The sequence below is a fragment of the Gulosibacter sp. genome (assembly GCF_052090685.1).
Taxonomy (GTDB): Bacteria; Actinomycetota; Actinomycetes; order Actinomycetales; family Microbacteriaceae; genus Gulosibacter.
Genome location: NZ_JBQDBE010000010.1, coordinates 17593 through 34701, shown reverse-complemented (window position 1 = coordinate 34701; position 17109 = coordinate 17593). Strand labels below are relative to the sequence as shown.

The following is a 17109-nucleotide window of genomic DNA, read 5'->3' as shown; positions in this document are numbered from 1 at the left end:
ATCTCGTTTCGTTGATTGGGGTGGCAAAGATAGTGGTGTGGCAGCTAGCGACGAGCGCCGGCACTGAGGAAATTTCGAAAGAGGGCCTGGAGCGAGATCCAGTCCAACTCTTCGAGCGATTCCACGCGAATGAAACTTGGGTTTGGTTCGAGGGCTATCTCAAAGGGAATCCCGATTGGCACCGCACCGGCCGCAATCGCGCCCCCGAGTCCGTTCACTGAGTCTTCGAGAACGACGCAGTGCTCGCTCCTGACGCCGAGTTGTTCAGCCGCGAGCAAGTACCCCTCGGGATGGGGCTTGCCGTTGCTGACGCTTTCGCTGGTGATGATGGTGTCGAACTCGTGGCCATTCAGGTGCGGGAGCACCGCATCCACCAGGTCTCGACCCGAATTCGTGACGATCGCGGTCGGCACGTCATGTGCGTGCAATTCTGCGAGCAGCTCGTGCACACCTGGGCGGACGATAAGGCCACCGCTGATGAGATCAATGACCTCATTGGAAATGGTGGCCACAATTTCTTCGATGGCCATGGGCACTCCGAGGCTGCGAAAAAGCTCTGCAGCAGCGGGAAGCGAACTCCCGACGAGCTGGAGGTCTTGGTCGGGTGTCAGTGGTGGCAGCCCGTGGCGTTCCAGAAGGCCTGATTGGGCAGTGATCCAATAGGGTTCGGTTTCGACAAGCGTGCCGTCCATATCCCAGAGAACGGCCGCCGGAGAATTGGCGGTCATAGCGCCCTAGTCTACGCGGGACCGTGATCGCGTTTAGGCTGGAGAGAACCGCTTAACCACTTCAGGAGTTTTAACTGTGCCTCATTCCGCCACCCCCAACTCATTTCGCGCAGGTCGCACGCTCGTGCTCGCCATGCTCGGATGGAGTGATGCTGGTGAAGCTGCGAGCGAGGCCGTCGAAGAGTTGCGACGGCACATCGGCGTGAATCGTGTCATCCGACGCATCGACGATGAGGACTACTACGAATACGCGACGCATCGACCCCGCTCAGAGTTCAACGACGAAGGTCGGCGTGTCATCCGCTGGCCAGCGACCACGCTGACCGGCCCAATTGTTCCGCAAAGTATCGATGACGCCGAGATTTCGCCCGAACCGCAACGGATTTACACCCTGACCGGTACCGAGCCGTCCATGCGCTGGCGCACCTACGCTCGCGAGGTGATTGAGGCGTGCGAACGAGAGTCGATCACTCGCATCGTCATCGTGGGGGCGCTGCTCGCGGATGCGCCGCACACCCGCGATATCCAGGTTTTCCTCACGAGCGATAACGACCAGACCCGTACGGAACTCGCACTTGAAGAGTCAAAGTACGAGGGGCCGACCGGGATCCCCGGAGTGCTCGCACACGCTGCCCGCGAAGCTGGCATGCAGGTCGTGTCGATGTGGGCGTCGGTGCCCCACTACACCGGCGGCACCGAGAACTCTTCGCCGAAGGCGCAGCTGGCGATCATGGACAAGCTCAGCGATCTGCTCGGTCTCGAATTTGATCGCAGTGAACTGCTCGCCGAAGCGATCACCTGGGAGAAACAGATCACGGATGCGGTGGAGTCTGACGAGGATCTGCAGACCTACGTGCGTTATCTCGAAGAGGCTCGAGACGTTGTTGACTCGGATGCGGCCACCGGTGACGCGATCGCGGCCGAATTTGAGCGCTTCCTCGCTCGAGACGATGACGAGGACGGGGCTGCAGGTCGCGGCAACGAACCGCGGAGCTAGGGAGCGCTAGCGCTCGCCGAAGGTCACGGCGCTACGGAGCGAATAAGCGCTGCACAGCGCGTTTCGAACTCTAGCCCGCCAGGTCGATCCCGAGTATCGCGTCCACGACCTCGATGAGCGCGGCATCCGGGTGCTCCACAGCAGCCCACGCATCCACCAGCTCGATCGCCCGCGGCGTATCAAGGTCATTCGCGATTGCTGCCCGAATCTGTGCCGAGCTATCGGGAGCCGAAGTGATTTCCTCCGACTGTGTGGCGCGCTTCGCCGCGGCGCGCCAGGTCTCGAGACGCTCGGTTGCTCTCAGCAGTTCGGTGTCGAACCACTCCCAGTTCTCCCGGTAGTGGTGCGCGAGTACCGTCAACCGGATCGCGGCCGGATCGTGACCGGCTTCCGTCAGCTTCGAGACGAGCACGAGGTTGCCGAGGGATTTCGACATCTTCGTGCCTTCGAAGGCAACCAGTCCCGCGTGTGCGTAGTGCTCGGTAAAACGTTCATCGGTGATCGCGGCCGCGTGCGCGGCGGTCATCTCATGGTGCGGGAACCGCAGGTCGCGGCCACCTGCCTGGACGCTGACCGAATCCCCGAGGGTACGAGTCGCGATGACGGCACACTCGACATGCCATCCGGGACGCCCCATTCCCGCGGGCGAATCCCAGCTCGGTTCGCCATCCCGCGCCGCACGCCACAGCAGCGGATCAAGGGGGGAACGCTTGCCAGGTCGCTCGGGGTCGCCCCCAAACTCGACGAAAGACTCCGCGAGTTGTTCTGGGGAGAAGTGGCTCATGCCACCGAGGTCATAGAGATCACCTTGCTGCGCTGCGGCGAGGTCGAAATAGACGTCCTCCCCCGTCGCCTCGGGTGTCGCAACGGTGTAGCCCACGCCCTTTTCGAGCAAGACGCCGACCGCTTCCGCGATCTCAGGAATGACATCCTGAACGCGGACATAATCCGTGGGCGCCACCACCCGAAGCGCTGCCATATCGCCGCGGAAAAGATCCGTCTGGCTCGCAGCAAGCTCTTGCCAGTCAACATTCGTGGCATTCGCACGCTCAAAGAGTGGGTCATCAACGTCGGTGATGTTTTGAGAGTATTCGACCTGCACCTCGGCCTGCTTGAGCGCACGCACCAGCGTGTCAAACGCGAGATAGGTCGCGGCATGCCCGAGGTGAGTCGCGTCGTAGGGGGTGATGCCACAGACATATAAGCGTGCGACCCCCGACACGGTCTTTACCGGCTCGATTTCCTCGGTCGCGGTATTGAACAGCGAAACGGGAACGGGGTTTCCTGAGAGTTTGGGTACCTCAGGCGAAGTCCAAGTCGTAGTGCGAATCACTCGCCTAGTCTACGCAGTTGTTAGGCAGTACCGGAAAGCGGGTCGATTACGCCAAAGGCGAGCAACACAAACAGCAGCGTCCCGAGCGCAATTCGGTAGATCACGAACGGCATGAAGCTACGGGTTTCGATCCACTTCATGAGGAATTTGATCACGGCCCAGCCGACCGCGAAGGCGATAATCGTCGCCAGGATCGTTGGCCCCCAGGCAATGGCCGTTGCCTCACTCGTCTCGGTGAGTGCGTTATAGAGCTCGTAGCCACCGGAGCCGAGCACTGCGGGGACGGCGAGCAAGAATGCATATCGCGCCGCCGATGGCCGGTCGTAACCCATCAGGCGTCCTGCGGTAATCGTGCCACCCGATCGGGACACACCGGGGATCAAGGACATTGCCTGCGCGAATCCGTAGATCAGGCCGTCTTTCATATTGAGCTTGTCGAGTTGCTTCTCGCGTTTGCCCAGCACATCCGCAATGCCGAGGAAAATACCGAACACGACGAGCGTGGTGGCGATGATCCACAGGGATCGGAACTGATCGCGAATGAGGTCTTGCAACAGCACGCCGAGCACCACAATCGGAATCGAGCCGATAATTATCAGCCAGCCCATTCGGGCATCCGGGTCGTTCCGAGGCACCTTGCCGCGCAGCGAACCAAGCCACTGTCTGATGATGCGAACGATGTCCTTCCAGAAGTACACCAGCACGGCAAGTTCCGTACCGATCTGGATAATCGCGGTAAAGGTCGCACCGGGGTCGGCCGTGCCGACGAGTTCCCCCACAATCCGAACGTGCGCGCTCGAAGAAATGGGGAGAAACTCCGTGAGACCCTGCACGATGGCGAGGATGATCGCATCAAACCAGCTCATGCGCTCAGCTTTCTATTTGCGTAATGACCAGCGAGAGAGTCTACGCCCTAATAGTTGAGCAAAAAGTCGGCAAGCACCTCGCGGCCAAACACGAGGGATTCCAGCGGCACCCGTTCATCCACCCCGTGGAACATTGCGGGGAAATCCAGATCCAGCGGCAGCTTCAACGGTGCGAAGCCGTAGCCATTAATGCCCAGTCGCGCGAGGGATTTATTGTCCGTTCCCGCGGGAAGGAGATATGGAATCACGATGGCGCCGGGGTCATGACGGTCGAGTGCCGCCGTGGCGGCGTCGACGATTGGGCCGGATGAAGGGGCTTCAGCACCGAGGAATTTCCAGTCAATTTCAACATCGATACCGGGCCCAACCAGTTCGCGAACGGTCTCGAGGAATGCTTCTTCCTCACCGGGAAGCGGACGGGCGTCAATCGCCACAGTTGCTTCCGAAGGAATGACATTGTGCTTGTAGCCGGCATCAAGCTGGGTCGGGTTCACGGTCGTTCGCAGCGCCGCGGTCAGCCAGCTCGCTGCGGAGCCGGTGCGCAACACCAGCTCATCCGGTGAGATCTGGGTGGCGTCTTCGCCGGTGAGGGCACACAGTGCGTCGATCATGTCTCGCGTGGTGTCGGTCAGCCGCAGCGACCAGTCGTGATGTGTCAGCCGAACGATCGCTTCGGCGAGACTGGTCACCGCGTTGTGCTCACGGGCGACGAATCGGGAGCCGTGCCCTGCTGGGCGCTTTGCCCGCAGCTTGAGCCACACCATTCCCTTCTCGCCGGTCTGCAAGAGGTAGGCCCGTTTCCCATCGATCGCGATTGAGTAGCCACCGACCTCGCTCACCGCCTCGGTTGCGCCTTCGAAGAGCTCGGGGAACTCATTCACCGCGTAGTGCGCGCCGAGCTTTCCGCCATCTTCCTCATCCGCAAAAAACGCGATGATGAGATCCCGTTCTGGGAGCTTTCCTGTCGCAAAAATCTGCTCGAGAGCGGTGATGATCATCGCATCCATGTTTTTCATATCGACCGCGCCGCGGCCCCAGATGCAGCCGTCTTTCACCTCGGCCGCAAACGGATCCACGCTCCAATCCGCCGCATTCGTCGGCACGACGTCGGTGTGTCCGTGCAGGACCAGCGCGGGCTTTTCCGGGTTTGCGCCGCGGACGCGGGCGACAAGGGATGTTCGCCTCGGCTCCGATTCAAACACCGTGGTTTCCAGCCCCATCGCTTTCAACCGCGCGTCGAGGTACTCCGCGGCTTCCCGCTCCCCCTCGCTTCGACCGTTGCCCCAGTTCGTGGTGTCAATGCGGATCAGCTCTCGCGTTGCGATCACCGTTGGGTCGTTAAGCAGCGGATTTTCAGAGGTCATAATGCCAACCATACTGAGGCGCACAGATTGGCGTTGGCTGGAGTCATTTTGGCGTCACACCGACGTAATTTGCAGATCTCGAAAATACGGTGCTAATGTAGTTCCTCGTGCCCGACACAACGAAAGTTATGTCAGACACACTTCGCGCGGATGGCGGAATTGGTAGACGCGCTAGCTTGAGGTGCTAGTGACCGCATTAGGTCGTGGGGGTTCAAGTCCCCCTTCGCGCACGAAGTGGAATCTCGGTACATCGTTCTCACGGTGTGCCGAGATTTTTGTTTTCCAGTGGTGGGTTTGGGCGCCGTTGTCATTGCAGCTGGCGCTCATCATGGTTGAAGTACGAACCATGATGAGCGCTAGGTGCAATGCCTACGCGGGAATTCGCGTCGCTCACTACTATCGGGGAATATGATCCATCCCAAAGCCTGGTGGGCACTTCTCCTTAGCGTCCTCGCCCAGGCCGCGGGCACCGTGCTCGTTTCGGTTCCGGTATTCGTCATACCGCTGCTGCACACTCAAGAGGGCATGACCCTCGCGGAAGCAGGCCTGCTTGCCGCGGCGCCAAACTTCGGCATGATGCTCACGCTCATTGCCTGGGGCTGGCTTGCCGACCGCCGAGGCGAGCGGATGGTAATCGCGCTCGGTACCGGGCTCGCTGGCCTGTTCGCGATGCTCGCGCCGCTCGCCGCCAACTTCATTCTCCTCGGTGCGGTGCTGGTCCTTGTCGGTGCGAGTGCCGCCAGCGTGAATGCCGCAAGCGGTCGCGTGGTCGTCGGCTGGTTTCCGCAACACCGACGCGGCCTCGCCATGGGCATACGCCAGATGTCTCAGCCACTTGGCGTTGCCATCGCGGCGCTCGTTATTCCACCTGCCGCCGAGGCCCATGGAATATCCGCCACGCTGCTGGTCTCCGGGCTCGTTACACTCGCGTTCGCCGTAGTGTGTTTGATTGGCATTCACAATCCGCCGATCATCGCGACCACGGTTACCGCGGGTGGGACAGTGATGAACGGAAAATCGACCAACCCCTACCGGCGCAGCACATTCCTCCTGCGCATTCACACCGTATCGGTGCTGCTGGTGGTGCCCCAGTTCACCCTGTCCACCTTCGGATTGGTCTGGTTTGTGGTCGGTCTCGAAATGGATGCTGCGCTCGCTGGGGGCATTGTTGCTGCGGCACAGTTTGTGGGTGCGTTCGGCCGCATCGCCATTGGAGCGCTGAGCGACCGAGTGGGAAGTCGAGTACGAGTCTTGCGCTGGGTTGCGCTCACGGGAATCCTGCTGTTTCTCGCACTCGCTGGTGTCGCAGCAGTACAAATTGAGGTTGCTGCTGCCGTGCTGTTCATCCTCGCAACCACGATCAGCGTTGCCGATAACGGACTCGCCTTCACTTCCGTCGCGGAAGCTGCGGGACCGCGATGGTCCGGTAAAGCGCTCGGCATTCAAAACACCGGGCAATTCATCACCACTTCCGTGGCGCCGCCCGCACTCGGTGCGCTCATTACGCTGGTTGGCTATCCGATCAGTTTCGCGCTACTTGCGGTTGCTCCACTGGCGTCGCTCCTGTTGATTCCCTCGAAGGATGCTCATTTCGGTGAGGATTCCGGCTGAGCAAGACCAGCATCACCACACCGAAAAAGCCCAGCGCAGCCCAACCGAATACATCCCCCACCAAGGCATAGGCCGTCGGTGTCGCAGGCGGGATCCGCCCGACTAACGCGCGGACCTCTTCAACTTCAGCGGTCTCCTCGAGGATGATGCGGCCGGTCGCATCGCTCAGAGTAAGGAAGCCATCCCGCGCGGCTCTCGCGATCGGCACGCCGTTTTCAACCCCGCGCAGCACCGCGATCCGGGAATGGAACCATGCATCCTCGAAAAAATCCCAAGCCGGTACCAATATCACTGCCGCCCCGGCAACGGAGTCGCGCACCGTATTCGGGAAGTCCATGTCCTTACAGATCAGCAAGCTCGCTGACGCTCCTGCAGCGCTGGTCACCTTGGGACCGGAACCGGTAGTGAAATGCGATTCGCCTCCGGGGATCATGTGCCGCTTGTCGTAGACGGCGATCTCCCCCTCCGGTGAGACCGAATAGACACGGTTGTAGGCGATCTCACTGCCATCCGCCGCCGTGGTTCGTTCGTCGACGCCCACCACGAGCGTGAGGTTGTCTTGTGCTGCCTGCCCCTGGAATTCCTCGAGGACGAGATTGATTTCATCCGCATCCACCTGAAAGATTTTCTCGGGAAGCACAGCGATCTGAGCGCCCTGTTCTTCGGCTACCGAGGTGATAGCAGGGATATACGCTTCCCACACCTCTTGCCAATTCTCCGGGACGCCTTCGAATCGGCTTGTCCCGATCATGGCTACAACCGGACCCTTCGCCTCAGTTGTCGGCGATGGTGCGGCGACTCGCCAACTACCGTATCCGAGGCACAGCAAGACGATCAGTACGTGAGCCACCACACTGGGTAGCTCGCGCCATCGATGTTCGAGACCCAGCACCGCGAGATAGGCCACGATATTGGCCCACAGACCGAGTAGGAAGGCGATCGCGGCAACTCCCCCGACGGAGGCAATCTGGATTACCGGTATCGCGTCGAGTTGACTGTACACAATCGAGCCGCCCGAACCGTGGGGCGATACCGCCGCCGTAAGCACTTCGAAACCGGCCATGAGCGCCGGCAGCACCCACACCCCCGGTGCCGATCGAAGTCGTACCGCGACCACTCTGGCAATGACGGCGAAGAGTGCCCATTGCGCCGCACGAGCGACGGTAATGAGCAGCGCATCCACCGGGCCGCCAAGCCCGACCATGTACCCAAACAGCGAGGCGGATGCGATTGCGCCCGCGAGAGCACCCAAGGCGAGCGAATGCGTCCAGCGAACCCGCATTGCCGCGATCAGCAGGGGAATCGGTGCGAACCATGCCGCCACCACGCTCGGCTCCAGGGCATATGACCAGGCGAGCAATACACCGCTCAGTACCGCCGCGATGATTCGAGGAAGGTTGGCTGCGAGGGATGGACTCTTCGGCGCAGGGCCCCTGGTGACGGCGCTCGCCGAGTCATCGTCCGTGCGCTGCTGCCGCATCGTGGTCACCTTCCGGAGTGTAGAGCCCAAAGAATTCGGTATTAATTCGGCGACGGTGCGGTAGCCTCCCCGCATGACTCACACTCCCGGCAATGCCAAGGAATCGAGCGTCGAGAACGGCCTTGGCGCACCACCCCGGAGTATGGCAGAACTCGATTTCCAGTACATCCGAGAGAAATTCGAGCTCAGCGCAGAGTTCGTCCCCGAGCTTGAACACGCCGCAGCCGCAGCGTCGGATGCGTTTAGCACGGAGCGCTTCGACGCGCGCGATCTCGAGCTGGTCACGATCGACCCGCCGGGCTCAAAGGACCTCGACCAGGCCGTTCGCATTGAACGCGGCACCGAGGACAGTGCCGAGGGGTTCACCCTGTTCTACGCGATTGCCGATGTGGGGGCGTTCGTTCCGGTTGACAGCGCGCTCGACGTGGAAGCGCGTCGACGTGGCGAAACCATTTACTTGCCGGACGGCAGCGTTCCGCTGTACCCGCGCATCCTCACCGAAGAAATCGCGAGTCTTGTCGCGAGCCAGGACCGACCGGCCGTCCTGTGGCAGCTCGAAACCGCGGCGGACGGTGCGTTGCTGCGGGGACGCGTCCGTCGTGCCGTCGTGCACGTGCGCGAACGGCTCGACTACCCTGCCCTGCAAGCTCGATACGATGTCGGCGAGCCGCTGCCCGAGCCGATCTCCGCATTGCCCGAGTTCGGCACAGTCAGACAGCAGCGTGCCCGCGAGCGTGGTGCGGTTGAACTCCAGCTTCCCGAACAGGATCTGAGTTTTGACGGTCAGAATTGGACGCTTCGGCTCGAGCCACGCACACAAATGGATGCCTGGAATGCCGAGTGTTCGCTCGCCACCGGATTCGCTGCGGCACGGATCATGCTCGCCGGCGGCACGGGGCTGCTGCGTACCTTGCCATCACCGAACGAAGAGACGGTCGCGCAGTTTTTTGCCGCCGCGCGTGCCCTTGGCATTGCAACTGAGGAATCGGAATCTCCTGGTACGCTGCTCGCCTCACTCGACCCCGCGGATCTCAGCGCGATGGCGTTGCATTCCGCAGCCACGAAACTGTTGCGCGGTTCTGGTTATCTCGCCTTCGATGTGGCCGATCAACCTGTGCCTGAGCGCCCAGAAGCGTGGCATGCCGGTGTGGCAAGTGAGTACGCGCACGCCACGGCACCCATCCGCCGATTGGGCGATCGATACGCGAGCGAGGCGTGCCTCGAATTCGGCCGCGACTGGGTGAATCTCAGCAATCGAGACGAGCAGCTCAAAGGCACTGTTCCGGCGGATGTTGTCGCCGTGCTGCCAGAGCTTCCCGGACTCCTCAAGCGTTCCTCTCAGCAAGCAAATTCGGTTGACAATGAAGCAATCAACCTCGCTGAGGCAGTCGCACTGCAGGATGCCGTGGGTCAAGTATTCGACGCCGGACTCCTTCGCAGCGCCGATGAGAAACATCACGCCGAAATCTTTGTATTCAATCCGCCGGTGATTGCGCAGTGCCGCGGGGATGTCCCGCACGGTAGACCAATCCAAGTGCGACTCGTCGAGGCCGATGTCGAAACACGAAAGGTCCGCTTCGAGTATCCGGCTGAGGCCTAAACGGCGACTCAGACGGACCGATTCTGGATCGCCAGACCGCAAGATTCCTGGAAACCCCACTGTTTGCAGATGCCCGTTTCGTTAGGCTGCTCAGGTGCTTAAGACTCTCGCTCCCCTGACCCCAGCTGCCGACGGTGGCTCCGCCTTCGGCGCGATCGGCGACTGGGCCGTGTCCATTATGAATTTCCTCGGGGCTCCGGGAGTCGGTTTACTCGTACTGTTCGAAAACCTCTTTCCACCAATTCCTTCCGAGATCATTCTCCCGCTCGCAGGATTTACCGCCGGTAGCCCCGACGGATCGTTCACCTGGGTGGAAGCCCTGATCTGGGCAACTGCCGGTTCGGTCATCGGTGCCTACCTGCTCTACGGGCTCGGCGCTTGGCTGGGACACGATCGCACCGTAAAGCTCTTGAGCTATCTGCCGCTGGTGGATCGCGAGGACATCGATAAAACCATCGCCTGGTTCAATAAGCACGGCTATTGGACGGTGTTCGTTGGCCGAATGGTGCCAATCTTCAGGTCGCTGATCTCCATCCCCGCGGGCGTCGAGAGGATGTCCTGGTGGCGATTTGGACTCTTCACGTTCGCGGGTTCTGCCATCTGGAACACAATCTTCGTATACGGCGGATTCGTGCTCGGCAATAACTGGCAGGTCCTAGAGGAGGTTGCCGGCTGGTTCCAGTACATCGTCATCGCCGCCGTCGTGGCGCTCGTGATCTGGTACATCGTGCACAAGATCATCAAGGCGCGGCGCGAGCAGCGCTCGAAGGGCTAATGCAGCTTTTTTCGCAGCAGGTCAATCCGCTGCTGAATTTGATGTGACGTAGCCTGCGCGACGGCGGGGCCGCCACACGCCGCGCGGAGCCAACCGTGAACCTTCCCGTGGGGCATGTCCTTTTGTCGCGCATACAGGCCAACGAGCGAGTTGAGCACTGACCGCTGCTCTTTAAGCGAGCGGTGGAGCGGTTGCACGGTTTTGTGGCCGTCATGGAACTGCTTATTTGCGCGCGACTGCTGAATTTTTTCTTGTTTCTCAGCACGTGCTTTGAGCACCGCACTGACTTCATCGGCTTCCAAAATGCCGGGAAGCCCAAGATATTCGAGCTCTTCTACGGAGCCCACTTCCGCGGCATAGCCGAAGTCGCCACCGTCGTAGAGCACGCGGTCGAACTGTGCTTCGGAAGAGAGCGCTTCGAATTGGAAATTCGTCAGTTCGCTCGAGGCCTGTTCCTCTTTTTGCGCCTCCGCGAGTTCCTTTTCCTCGGGCGTCATACCCGCACCGAGGTCTTCGTCATCCTTGGTGCGGCGATCAAGCGCGTGGTCGCGTTCAAGCTCGAGTTCGTGCGCAAGTGCGGCGAGTTTTGGCACGGATGGGATAAACACCGTCGCGGTCTCGCCACGGCGACGGGCGCGCACAAAGCGTCCGATTGCCTGGGCAAAAAACAGTGGAGTAGAAGAACTCGTGGCATATACGCCTACTGCGAGGCGCGGCACGTCCACGCCTTCGGACACCATTCGCACGGCCACCATCCAGCGTTCCTGAGACGCCGCAAAACTGGAGATGCGATCTGAGGCGCCCTTATCATCGCTCAAAATGAGTGCGGGTTTCTCGCCGGTCACGTGTTCGATCAGCGCCGCGTAGCCGCGCGCCGCCTGGTGATCGGTGGCAATCACGAGCCCACCGGCGTCCGGCACCGTTTCGCGAATCTCGCTCAGACGACGGTCCGCTGCGTGCAGCACCTGCTGCATCCAGTCACCATTTGGGTCAAGCGCGGTTCGCCACGCCTGGGAAATAATGTCCTTCGTATTGTCATCGCTGAGGCCCGCGGCCATCTCTTCGCCATAGGTATCCCGCCAGCGCACATTTCCGGCGTAGGACATGAACATGACCGGACGGACGACGCCGTCCGCAAGCGCGCGACCGTAGCCGTAGCTGTAGTCGGGTTTCGAGACTCGGACTCCCGCGCTGTCGGGTTCGTACCGCACGAATGGAATCGGTGAAGTATCCGATCGGAAGGGCGTACCGGTGAGTGCGAGTCTGCGGTCGGCGTGTTCGTAGGCATCACGAAGCGCATCACCCCAGGAAAGGTTGTCACCACCGTGGTGGACCTCATCCATGATCACGAGTGAGCGCGCCGAACCGCAGAGGTGCTCATGCAGGTAGGGCTTCATGGCAATTTGCGCGTAGGTGACCGCGATGCCGTGGTACTCACGCGAGATTCCGCCCTGTGCGTTGGAGAATTTTGGATCAAGCCGGATGCCGACACGGGCGGCAGCTTCTGCCCACTGCGTTTTGAGGTGTTCAGTCGGCGCGACCACGATGATGCGGTTCACCGTCGAGTCGGCGAGCAGTTCGGTGGCAAGTCGCAGGGCGAAGGTGGTCTTCCCAGCGCCCGGTGTTGCGGATGCGAGAAAGTCGCGCGGCTGGGTCTCCATGTAGAGGCTGATTGCTTCTTGCTGCCAAGCACGCAGATTCCCCGCTGTCCCCCAAGGAGCGCGCCCTGGGAACGCCGGAGAGAGGTGCTCGGCAGCGTAGGTGCCAACCTGATGAGCTGAACGATTCGTTCCGGAAGGAGCGTGACTCATGCAGCTACTCGGCCTCGCTTTCGTGATTGAAATTCTTACGTAGTCACCGTATCCCTAGCCACCGACATGTCATCGAGCAATGCGTAGAGTGCCACTGCGGAGGTAGCGGCGACGTTCAACGAGTCAACGTCGTGGTGCATGGGAATGACAATCTTATGCCCCGCCTCGCGAAGTGCCGACTGCGTGAGCCCGTGCCCTTCGGTGCCGAGGAGTAATGCCACCCGTTCCGGCCGGTTTCGGGCAAACTCGCGAAGGGTCACGGCCGCATCGTCGAGGGCGAGTGCGGCAATTTCGAAACCGTACTCGCGAAGGAACGGCCCTGCTTCCTTCCACTCCGGAAGTTGAGTCCACGGCACCTGCAGCACGGTACCCATCGACACTCGAACACTGCGGCGGTAGAGGGGATCCGCGCATTCCGGCGTCACCAGCACCGCATCCGCGCCGATCCCCGCAGCGTTGCGAAATGCCGCCCCGACATTGGTGTGATCAACAATGTTCTCGAGGACAAGTACGGTGTTTGCCTCCCGCAGGATCGTGCGCGGATCCGGCATGACCGGCCGATGCATCGCTGCCATCACGCCCCGGTGCATCCGATATCCCGTGAGCTGTTCGAGAAGCGCTTCACTACCGACATAGACCGGAATATCATCGAATTTGGCGAACAGTGATTCCGCTTGTGGCAGAAACTTCTCCTGCGTCAGCAGCGATCGCGGTCGATGGCCGGCCGCCAAAGCGCGCCGAATGACCTTCTCAGATTCCGCCATGTACAGCCCGCCCGCTGGTTCCAGTTTGCGGCGTAACGCCACGTCCGTGAGGCGGGCATAGTCCTCGAGGCCGGGCTCGTCGAGGGAGGTAATCGGAAGGATGCGCATCCCCCGATTTTCTCACGAGCTATGTCGGTGGGTCCCGGTATGTTCAAATGACTTGTTCTTGAGGAGGTATGACGTGGATGAAGCGGGCTATATCCGAGCCGGAGCCGAGGAACTCGCCGACTTTCTCGCATCCCACGTTTCAGCGGTCATTACCGGCGCGGGCCTTTCCACCGATTCGGGAATCCCCGACTATCGCTCCCCTGGCGCGCCGAAACGCACGCCCATGACGTGGCAGGACTTCACCGGTTCTCAGGAACGCCGCCGCCGGTATTGGTCCGGGGCCGCGCTCGGTTGGAGCAAATTTGAGGAATACTCCCCCAATGTTGGCCACCTCGCGCTGGCTGAGCTTGAGGCGAGCGGCCGAGTGAACGGGATCGCCACGCAGAATGTTGACGGACTCCATCTCCGTGCTGGCTCGCGCCGCGTCATTGAGCTGCACGGCCATCTTCGCTCGGTGCGTTGCCTTGACTGCGGCGCGCAAGAACCCCGCGATGAAATCGTCGCTCGACTTCGCACTTTGAACCCGGCGATTGCACCAATTGCGCATCAGGCCGAACAGAATCCCGACGGCGACGCGGAGATTCCGCAGGCAATCGTCGACGAGTTTCAGATCCCGACCTGCCTGGTGTGTCGTGGCATGTTGGCGCCCAATGTCATCATGTTTGGTCAGTTCGTCCGCGCAGAAGATTCCCGTGCCGCCGAACATCTCGTGAATGAAGCCGAGGCGCTTGTAGTGATCGGCTCATCCCTTGCCGTGAATACGGCAGTGCGGCTGGTGCATCGCGCTCACCGGCAGGGCAAGCCCCTCGCGATCGTGAATCGAGGTGCGACACCGGTTGACCACCTTGCTTCATTCCGGGTGGATGCGGGGATCAGTGAAGTGGTCGCGGGCGCACAAGAGATGCTGGCGGCCACTCGCTAGCGCTTATGCCACGGGTGGTGCCGCAGCAAGTGCGGCATCGACCGCTTCTGAGAGTGGCGCGTCGCCTTCTGCAAGGTCCAAGTCGCGCCAAATGGTACCGGGATGGGCGAGTGCGATCCGTATCAGGTGCGCCACGTCACCTCGGCGTGTCTTGACGCCACGTTCGAGGCCGGTGACCGAGACCTCGCCGCGTCCCGTGGCCGGGTCGTCTATGAGGCCGCCGGGGTTCACGATGGTCCAATCGAGCGCAGCCGCGCGCAGGTGCTGGTCGGCCTCCCGTTTCGCATCCCAATAGGCGGCGAACACCTCATCCCCAGATTCGGGAGTCGGGCCACCGGCCCCGATGAAGCTGATCTGCACGAATCGCATCGCGCCGGACAGGAGAGCCGCTTCCGCAGACTTGATGGAGCCATCGCGGTCCACCGTGTATTTTCGCGGTGCTCCCGACCCGGGCCCGGCACCCGCAGCAAATACGACCGCCTCCGCATCCCCAAATGCGTTTGCGAGCTCGTCTGCCGAAGCCGACTCAATATCGCACAGCACCGGTTCCCCACCGAGCGCGCGGATTGCTTCGGAGTGCTTCTCATGACGAATGATCGATCGCACCTGCACGCCATCCGCAACCAGCAGCTCTGTGAGCAGTCGAGCGATCTGGCCGCTGCCACCGACAATGGCGACGTCGTTAGGCAGGGGCTGCGAAAGGGTGGGGGTTGAGTCGTTCATCATGGAGTCCTTCTGTTCTCGTCGGTGACGCGCATTGATTTGGCGTCGAGGTGCGCCCACACGAGTCTGGCGAGCGGCTTCGGTGTTTCGTAGTGGATGAGATGTCCAACACCTTTGATGACGTGCAGGGTCGAGGTTGGCACGTTCGCGTGCAGGCGCTTGGCCGCATCCAAGGTCGCGATTTGGTCCCGTTCGCCCGCGATCAGCGTCGTGCCGCTCGGCAGATCTTTCGCGAAGGCGCTCACGTCGGTGGATACCGAGGCACGGAATGCGTCGAGCAGTACCTCGCGATTTGCGAACTCGGAGAAGTGGGCTTCATGCTCAGCATGGATCCAGGCTCGAAGATTCCGATCGCGGCTCACCGCCATCACTTCACTCATCACACGGGTGATTACGGGTGAAGCGAGAAGGGTCTGACCGAGGCTGCTCGGCAATGCTGCACCCAAGCGGTAGTAGAGAATGCCGAGGTTGGTCAGTATCCGCTCCGGCCCCTGTAAGGCATTCTCCGCGATGGGGTTGACGAGAATCACGTCTCGACCTTCGAGTTGCGCTGCTGCCGCAGCAACAATCATCGACCCGAACGAATGCCCAAGCACAGTGCTCGAGTGATCATCATCTTCGATGGCGAGGAGTTCAAGCAACCAGTGCGCGTACTCCTTCACCGAATGATCTCCCACCATTGGACTGGACTCGCCAAAACCAGGCAAGTCCGGGGCAATGAACCGCACCTCGGGAAGCAGCGCGATGAGGTTGGCGAGCCCGTGATGCGTGCCCCGAAACCCGTGGACGATCACGACCGTGTGTTCCGCATCCGCCGGCCCAAACTCCCAAATCGCCGTCGAACTGCCACGCAGAGACTGGGTACGAGTTCTGACTGGAATTTCTTTAAGGAGCGTTTGCAGCGGGTTCAAAGGGGTCATCGTGGAAGAGTGTATGCGACCCAATAGAGCGAAGGTGAGGATGCGGCGTGAGCTGGACCGAGAAGATTGCAGTATTTGATACGGAAACCACAGGTGTCAACCCCGCGGAGGCACGCCTTGTCACCGCCTTTGTGGGGATGCTGGATGCGAACGGTGATATTGAACGCGGTACGGACTGGCTCGCCGACCCGGGCGTTGAGATTCCGGAGCAGGCGGCCGCTGTCCACGGCATTACGACTGAAATTGCGCAGGCGAATGGTGAGCCAGTCGCAGTTGTCCTCGAAAAGGTCGTCGCGTCACTGAACTGGATCGCGAAGAACAATCTCGCGCTCGTGATTTACAACGCACCCTTTGATCTCACCCTGATTGAGGCCGAGTGCAAACGCCACGGCATCACTCCCCCGGCTCTGGGCGAGCAGGTTGTGGATCCACTCATCATTGACCGGGCCGTAGACAAGTTCCGCAAAGGCAAGCGTACCCTCACCGATACCGCCGCGGTGTACGGGGTGGAACTGATCGGTGCACACGACGCCGCGGCGGACTCAGTTGCCGCGGGTCAGATTGCGCAGGCCATTGCGCGCAAGTATCCGGACCAGCTCGAGGTGCCAATCGCCGAATTGCATCGGATGCAGGTGGACTGGGCCCGTGCTCAAGCGGAAGATTTTCAGTCATACATGCGCCGCACCAAGGATCCAAACTTCACGGCGGACGGCGACTGGCCGGTACGTCGATAGCCCGGTGCAGTACCGCGCTACTCCATCCTCGGCAAACTAAAAACTGGCCGGGTCTCGCACACGAGACCCGGCCAGTTTTATCAGAGTGTTAGTTCTTCTTACCGAACTTGGCGTAGCGGTTCTTAAACTTCTCGACGCGACCTGCCGAGTCCATGATGCGCTGCTTACCCGTGTAGAACGGGTGCGAGGCGCTCGAGATCTCGACGTCGATCACGGGGTACGTGGTGCCGTCTTCCCACTCCATGGTCTTGTCTGACTTCACCGTGGAACGGGTGAGGAACTTCTCACCCGAGGCGAGGTCATTGAACACCACGTAGTCGTAGCTTGGGTGGATGTCTGCCTTCATCGGGTTTCCTTTTGAAAAAGTCGGGTA

General features: G+C 60.9%; 16 protein-coding genes and 1 tRNA gene. 7 read left to right on the top strand and 10 right to left on the bottom strand.

The annotated features are described in order from the left end of the window. Positions 1-44 precede the first annotated feature (44 nt). Entirely contained in the window at positions 45-728 is a 684-nt protein-coding gene (locus tag ACTHXA_RS08185; protein ID WP_441671217.1) for an HAD family hydrolase, read from the bottom strand. A gap of 76 nt (positions 729-804) precedes the next feature. On the opposite strand from ACTHXA_RS08185, the gene ACTHXA_RS08180 reads away from it, so the two are divergent. Continuing rightward, entirely contained in the window at positions 805-1725 is a 921-nt protein-coding gene (locus ACTHXA_RS08180) for a PAC2 family protein (RefSeq protein WP_441671215.1), read from the top strand. Positions 1726-1795: 70 nt separating this feature from the next. Here ACTHXA_RS08180 and mshC read toward each other — a convergent pair whose 3' ends face one another. From mshC to ACTHXA_RS08165, 3 genes are read right to left on the bottom strand one after another with little or no spacing between them, the layout of a single operon-like run. Continuing rightward, complete coding sequence (mshC, locus tag ACTHXA_RS08175; RefSeq protein WP_441671213.1) at positions 1796-3058, bottom strand: cysteine--1-D-myo-inosityl 2-amino-2-deoxy-alpha-D-glucopyranoside ligase; 1263 nt, start codon at positions 3056-3058, stop codon at positions 1796-1798. A 20-nt stretch (positions 3059-3078) separates the two neighbouring features. After that, entirely contained in the window at positions 3079-3924 is an 846-nt protein-coding gene (locus ACTHXA_RS08170; protein WP_441671211.1) for an undecaprenyl-diphosphate phosphatase, read from the bottom strand. Positions 3925-3971: 47 nt separating this feature from the next. After that, positions 3972-5288 (bottom strand): M20/M25/M40 family metallo-hydrolase, encoded by a 1317-nt coding sequence (locus tag ACTHXA_RS08165; RefSeq protein WP_441671209.1) that lies wholly within the window; start codon positions 5286-5288, stop codon positions 3972-3974. Positions 5289-5432: 144 nt separating this feature from the next. Here ACTHXA_RS08165 and ACTHXA_RS08160 point away from each other — a divergent pair. Both ACTHXA_RS08160 and ACTHXA_RS08155 read left to right on the top strand, forming a co-directional pair. Next, a tRNA-Leu gene (locus ACTHXA_RS08160) sits at positions 5433-5518 on the top strand. A gap of 178 nt (positions 5519-5696) precedes the next feature. Further along, a complete protein-coding gene (locus tag ACTHXA_RS08155; RefSeq protein ID WP_441671207.1) occupies positions 5697-6899 on the top strand; it encodes an MFS transporter in 1203 nt (400 codons plus the stop codon). On the opposite strand, the gene ACTHXA_RS08150 is transcribed toward ACTHXA_RS08155, so the two are convergent. Then, positions 6811-8379, bottom strand: a complete 1569-nt coding sequence (locus ACTHXA_RS08150) for a nitrilase-related carbon-nitrogen hydrolase (protein WP_441671391.1) — start codon at positions 8377-8379, stop codon at positions 6811-6813. The two genes, ACTHXA_RS08155 and ACTHXA_RS08150, sit on opposite strands and share 89 nt — an antisense overlap. Positions 8380-8452: 73 nt before the next feature. Between ACTHXA_RS08150 and ACTHXA_RS08145 the strand changes: the two genes are divergently transcribed. After that, the gene (locus ACTHXA_RS08145; RefSeq protein WP_441671205.1) at positions 8453-9979 is read left to right on the top strand and encodes an RNB domain-containing ribonuclease; all 1527 of its coding nucleotides are present in this window, start codon (positions 8453-8455) and stop codon (positions 9977-9979) included. 94 nt (positions 9980-10073) lie between these two features. Then, the gene (locus tag ACTHXA_RS08140) at positions 10074-10754 is read left to right on the top strand and encodes a DedA family protein (RefSeq protein ID WP_441671203.1); all 681 of its coding nucleotides are present in this window, start codon (positions 10074-10076) and stop codon (positions 10752-10754) included. On the opposite strand, the gene ACTHXA_RS08135 is transcribed toward ACTHXA_RS08140, so the two are convergent. Beyond that, positions 10751-12565, bottom strand: coding sequence for a DEAD/DEAH box helicase (locus ACTHXA_RS08135; RefSeq protein ID WP_441671201.1), 1815 nt, complete (start codon positions 12563-12565; stop codon positions 10751-10753). The two genes, ACTHXA_RS08140 and ACTHXA_RS08135, sit on opposite strands and share 4 nt — an antisense overlap. A 35-nt stretch (positions 12566-12600) precedes the next feature. Beyond that, positions 12601-13437, bottom strand: a complete 837-nt coding sequence (locus tag ACTHXA_RS08130) for a TrmH family RNA methyltransferase (RefSeq protein WP_441671199.1) — start codon at positions 13435-13437, stop codon at positions 12601-12603. Positions 13438-13510: 73 nt separating this feature from the next. Between ACTHXA_RS08130 and ACTHXA_RS08125 the strand changes: the two genes are divergently transcribed. Continuing rightward, positions 13511-14359, top strand: coding sequence for a Sir2 family NAD-dependent protein deacetylase (locus ACTHXA_RS08125; protein WP_441671197.1), 849 nt, complete (start codon positions 13511-13513; stop codon positions 14357-14359). Between the two features lie 3 nt (positions 14360-14362). On the opposite strand, the gene ACTHXA_RS08120 is transcribed toward ACTHXA_RS08125, so the two are convergent. Both ACTHXA_RS08120 and ACTHXA_RS08115 read right to left on the bottom strand, forming a co-directional pair. Continuing rightward, positions 14363-15082, bottom strand: coding sequence for an NAD(P)H-binding protein (locus tag ACTHXA_RS08120; protein ID WP_441671195.1), 720 nt, complete (start codon positions 15080-15082; stop codon positions 14363-14365). Continuing rightward, on the bottom strand, positions 15082-16002 hold the full coding sequence (locus ACTHXA_RS08115; RefSeq protein WP_441671193.1) for an alpha/beta fold hydrolase: 921 nt from the start codon (positions 16000-16002) through the stop codon (positions 15082-15084). Before ACTHXA_RS08115 ends, ACTHXA_RS08120 begins: the two co-directional genes overlap by 1 nt. A 47-nt stretch (positions 16003-16049) precedes the next feature. On the opposite strand from ACTHXA_RS08115, the gene ACTHXA_RS08110 reads away from it, so the two are divergent. Further along, a complete protein-coding gene (locus ACTHXA_RS08110) occupies positions 16050-16736 on the top strand; it encodes an exonuclease domain-containing protein (protein WP_441671191.1) in 687 nt (228 codons plus the stop codon). Between the two features lie 88 nt (positions 16737-16824). Here ACTHXA_RS08110 and ACTHXA_RS08105 read toward each other — a convergent pair whose 3' ends face one another. Further along, positions 16825-17082, bottom strand: a complete 258-nt coding sequence (locus ACTHXA_RS08105; protein WP_441671189.1) for a type B 50S ribosomal protein L31 — start codon at positions 17080-17082, stop codon at positions 16825-16827. Positions 17083-17109: the final 27 nt, after the last annotated feature.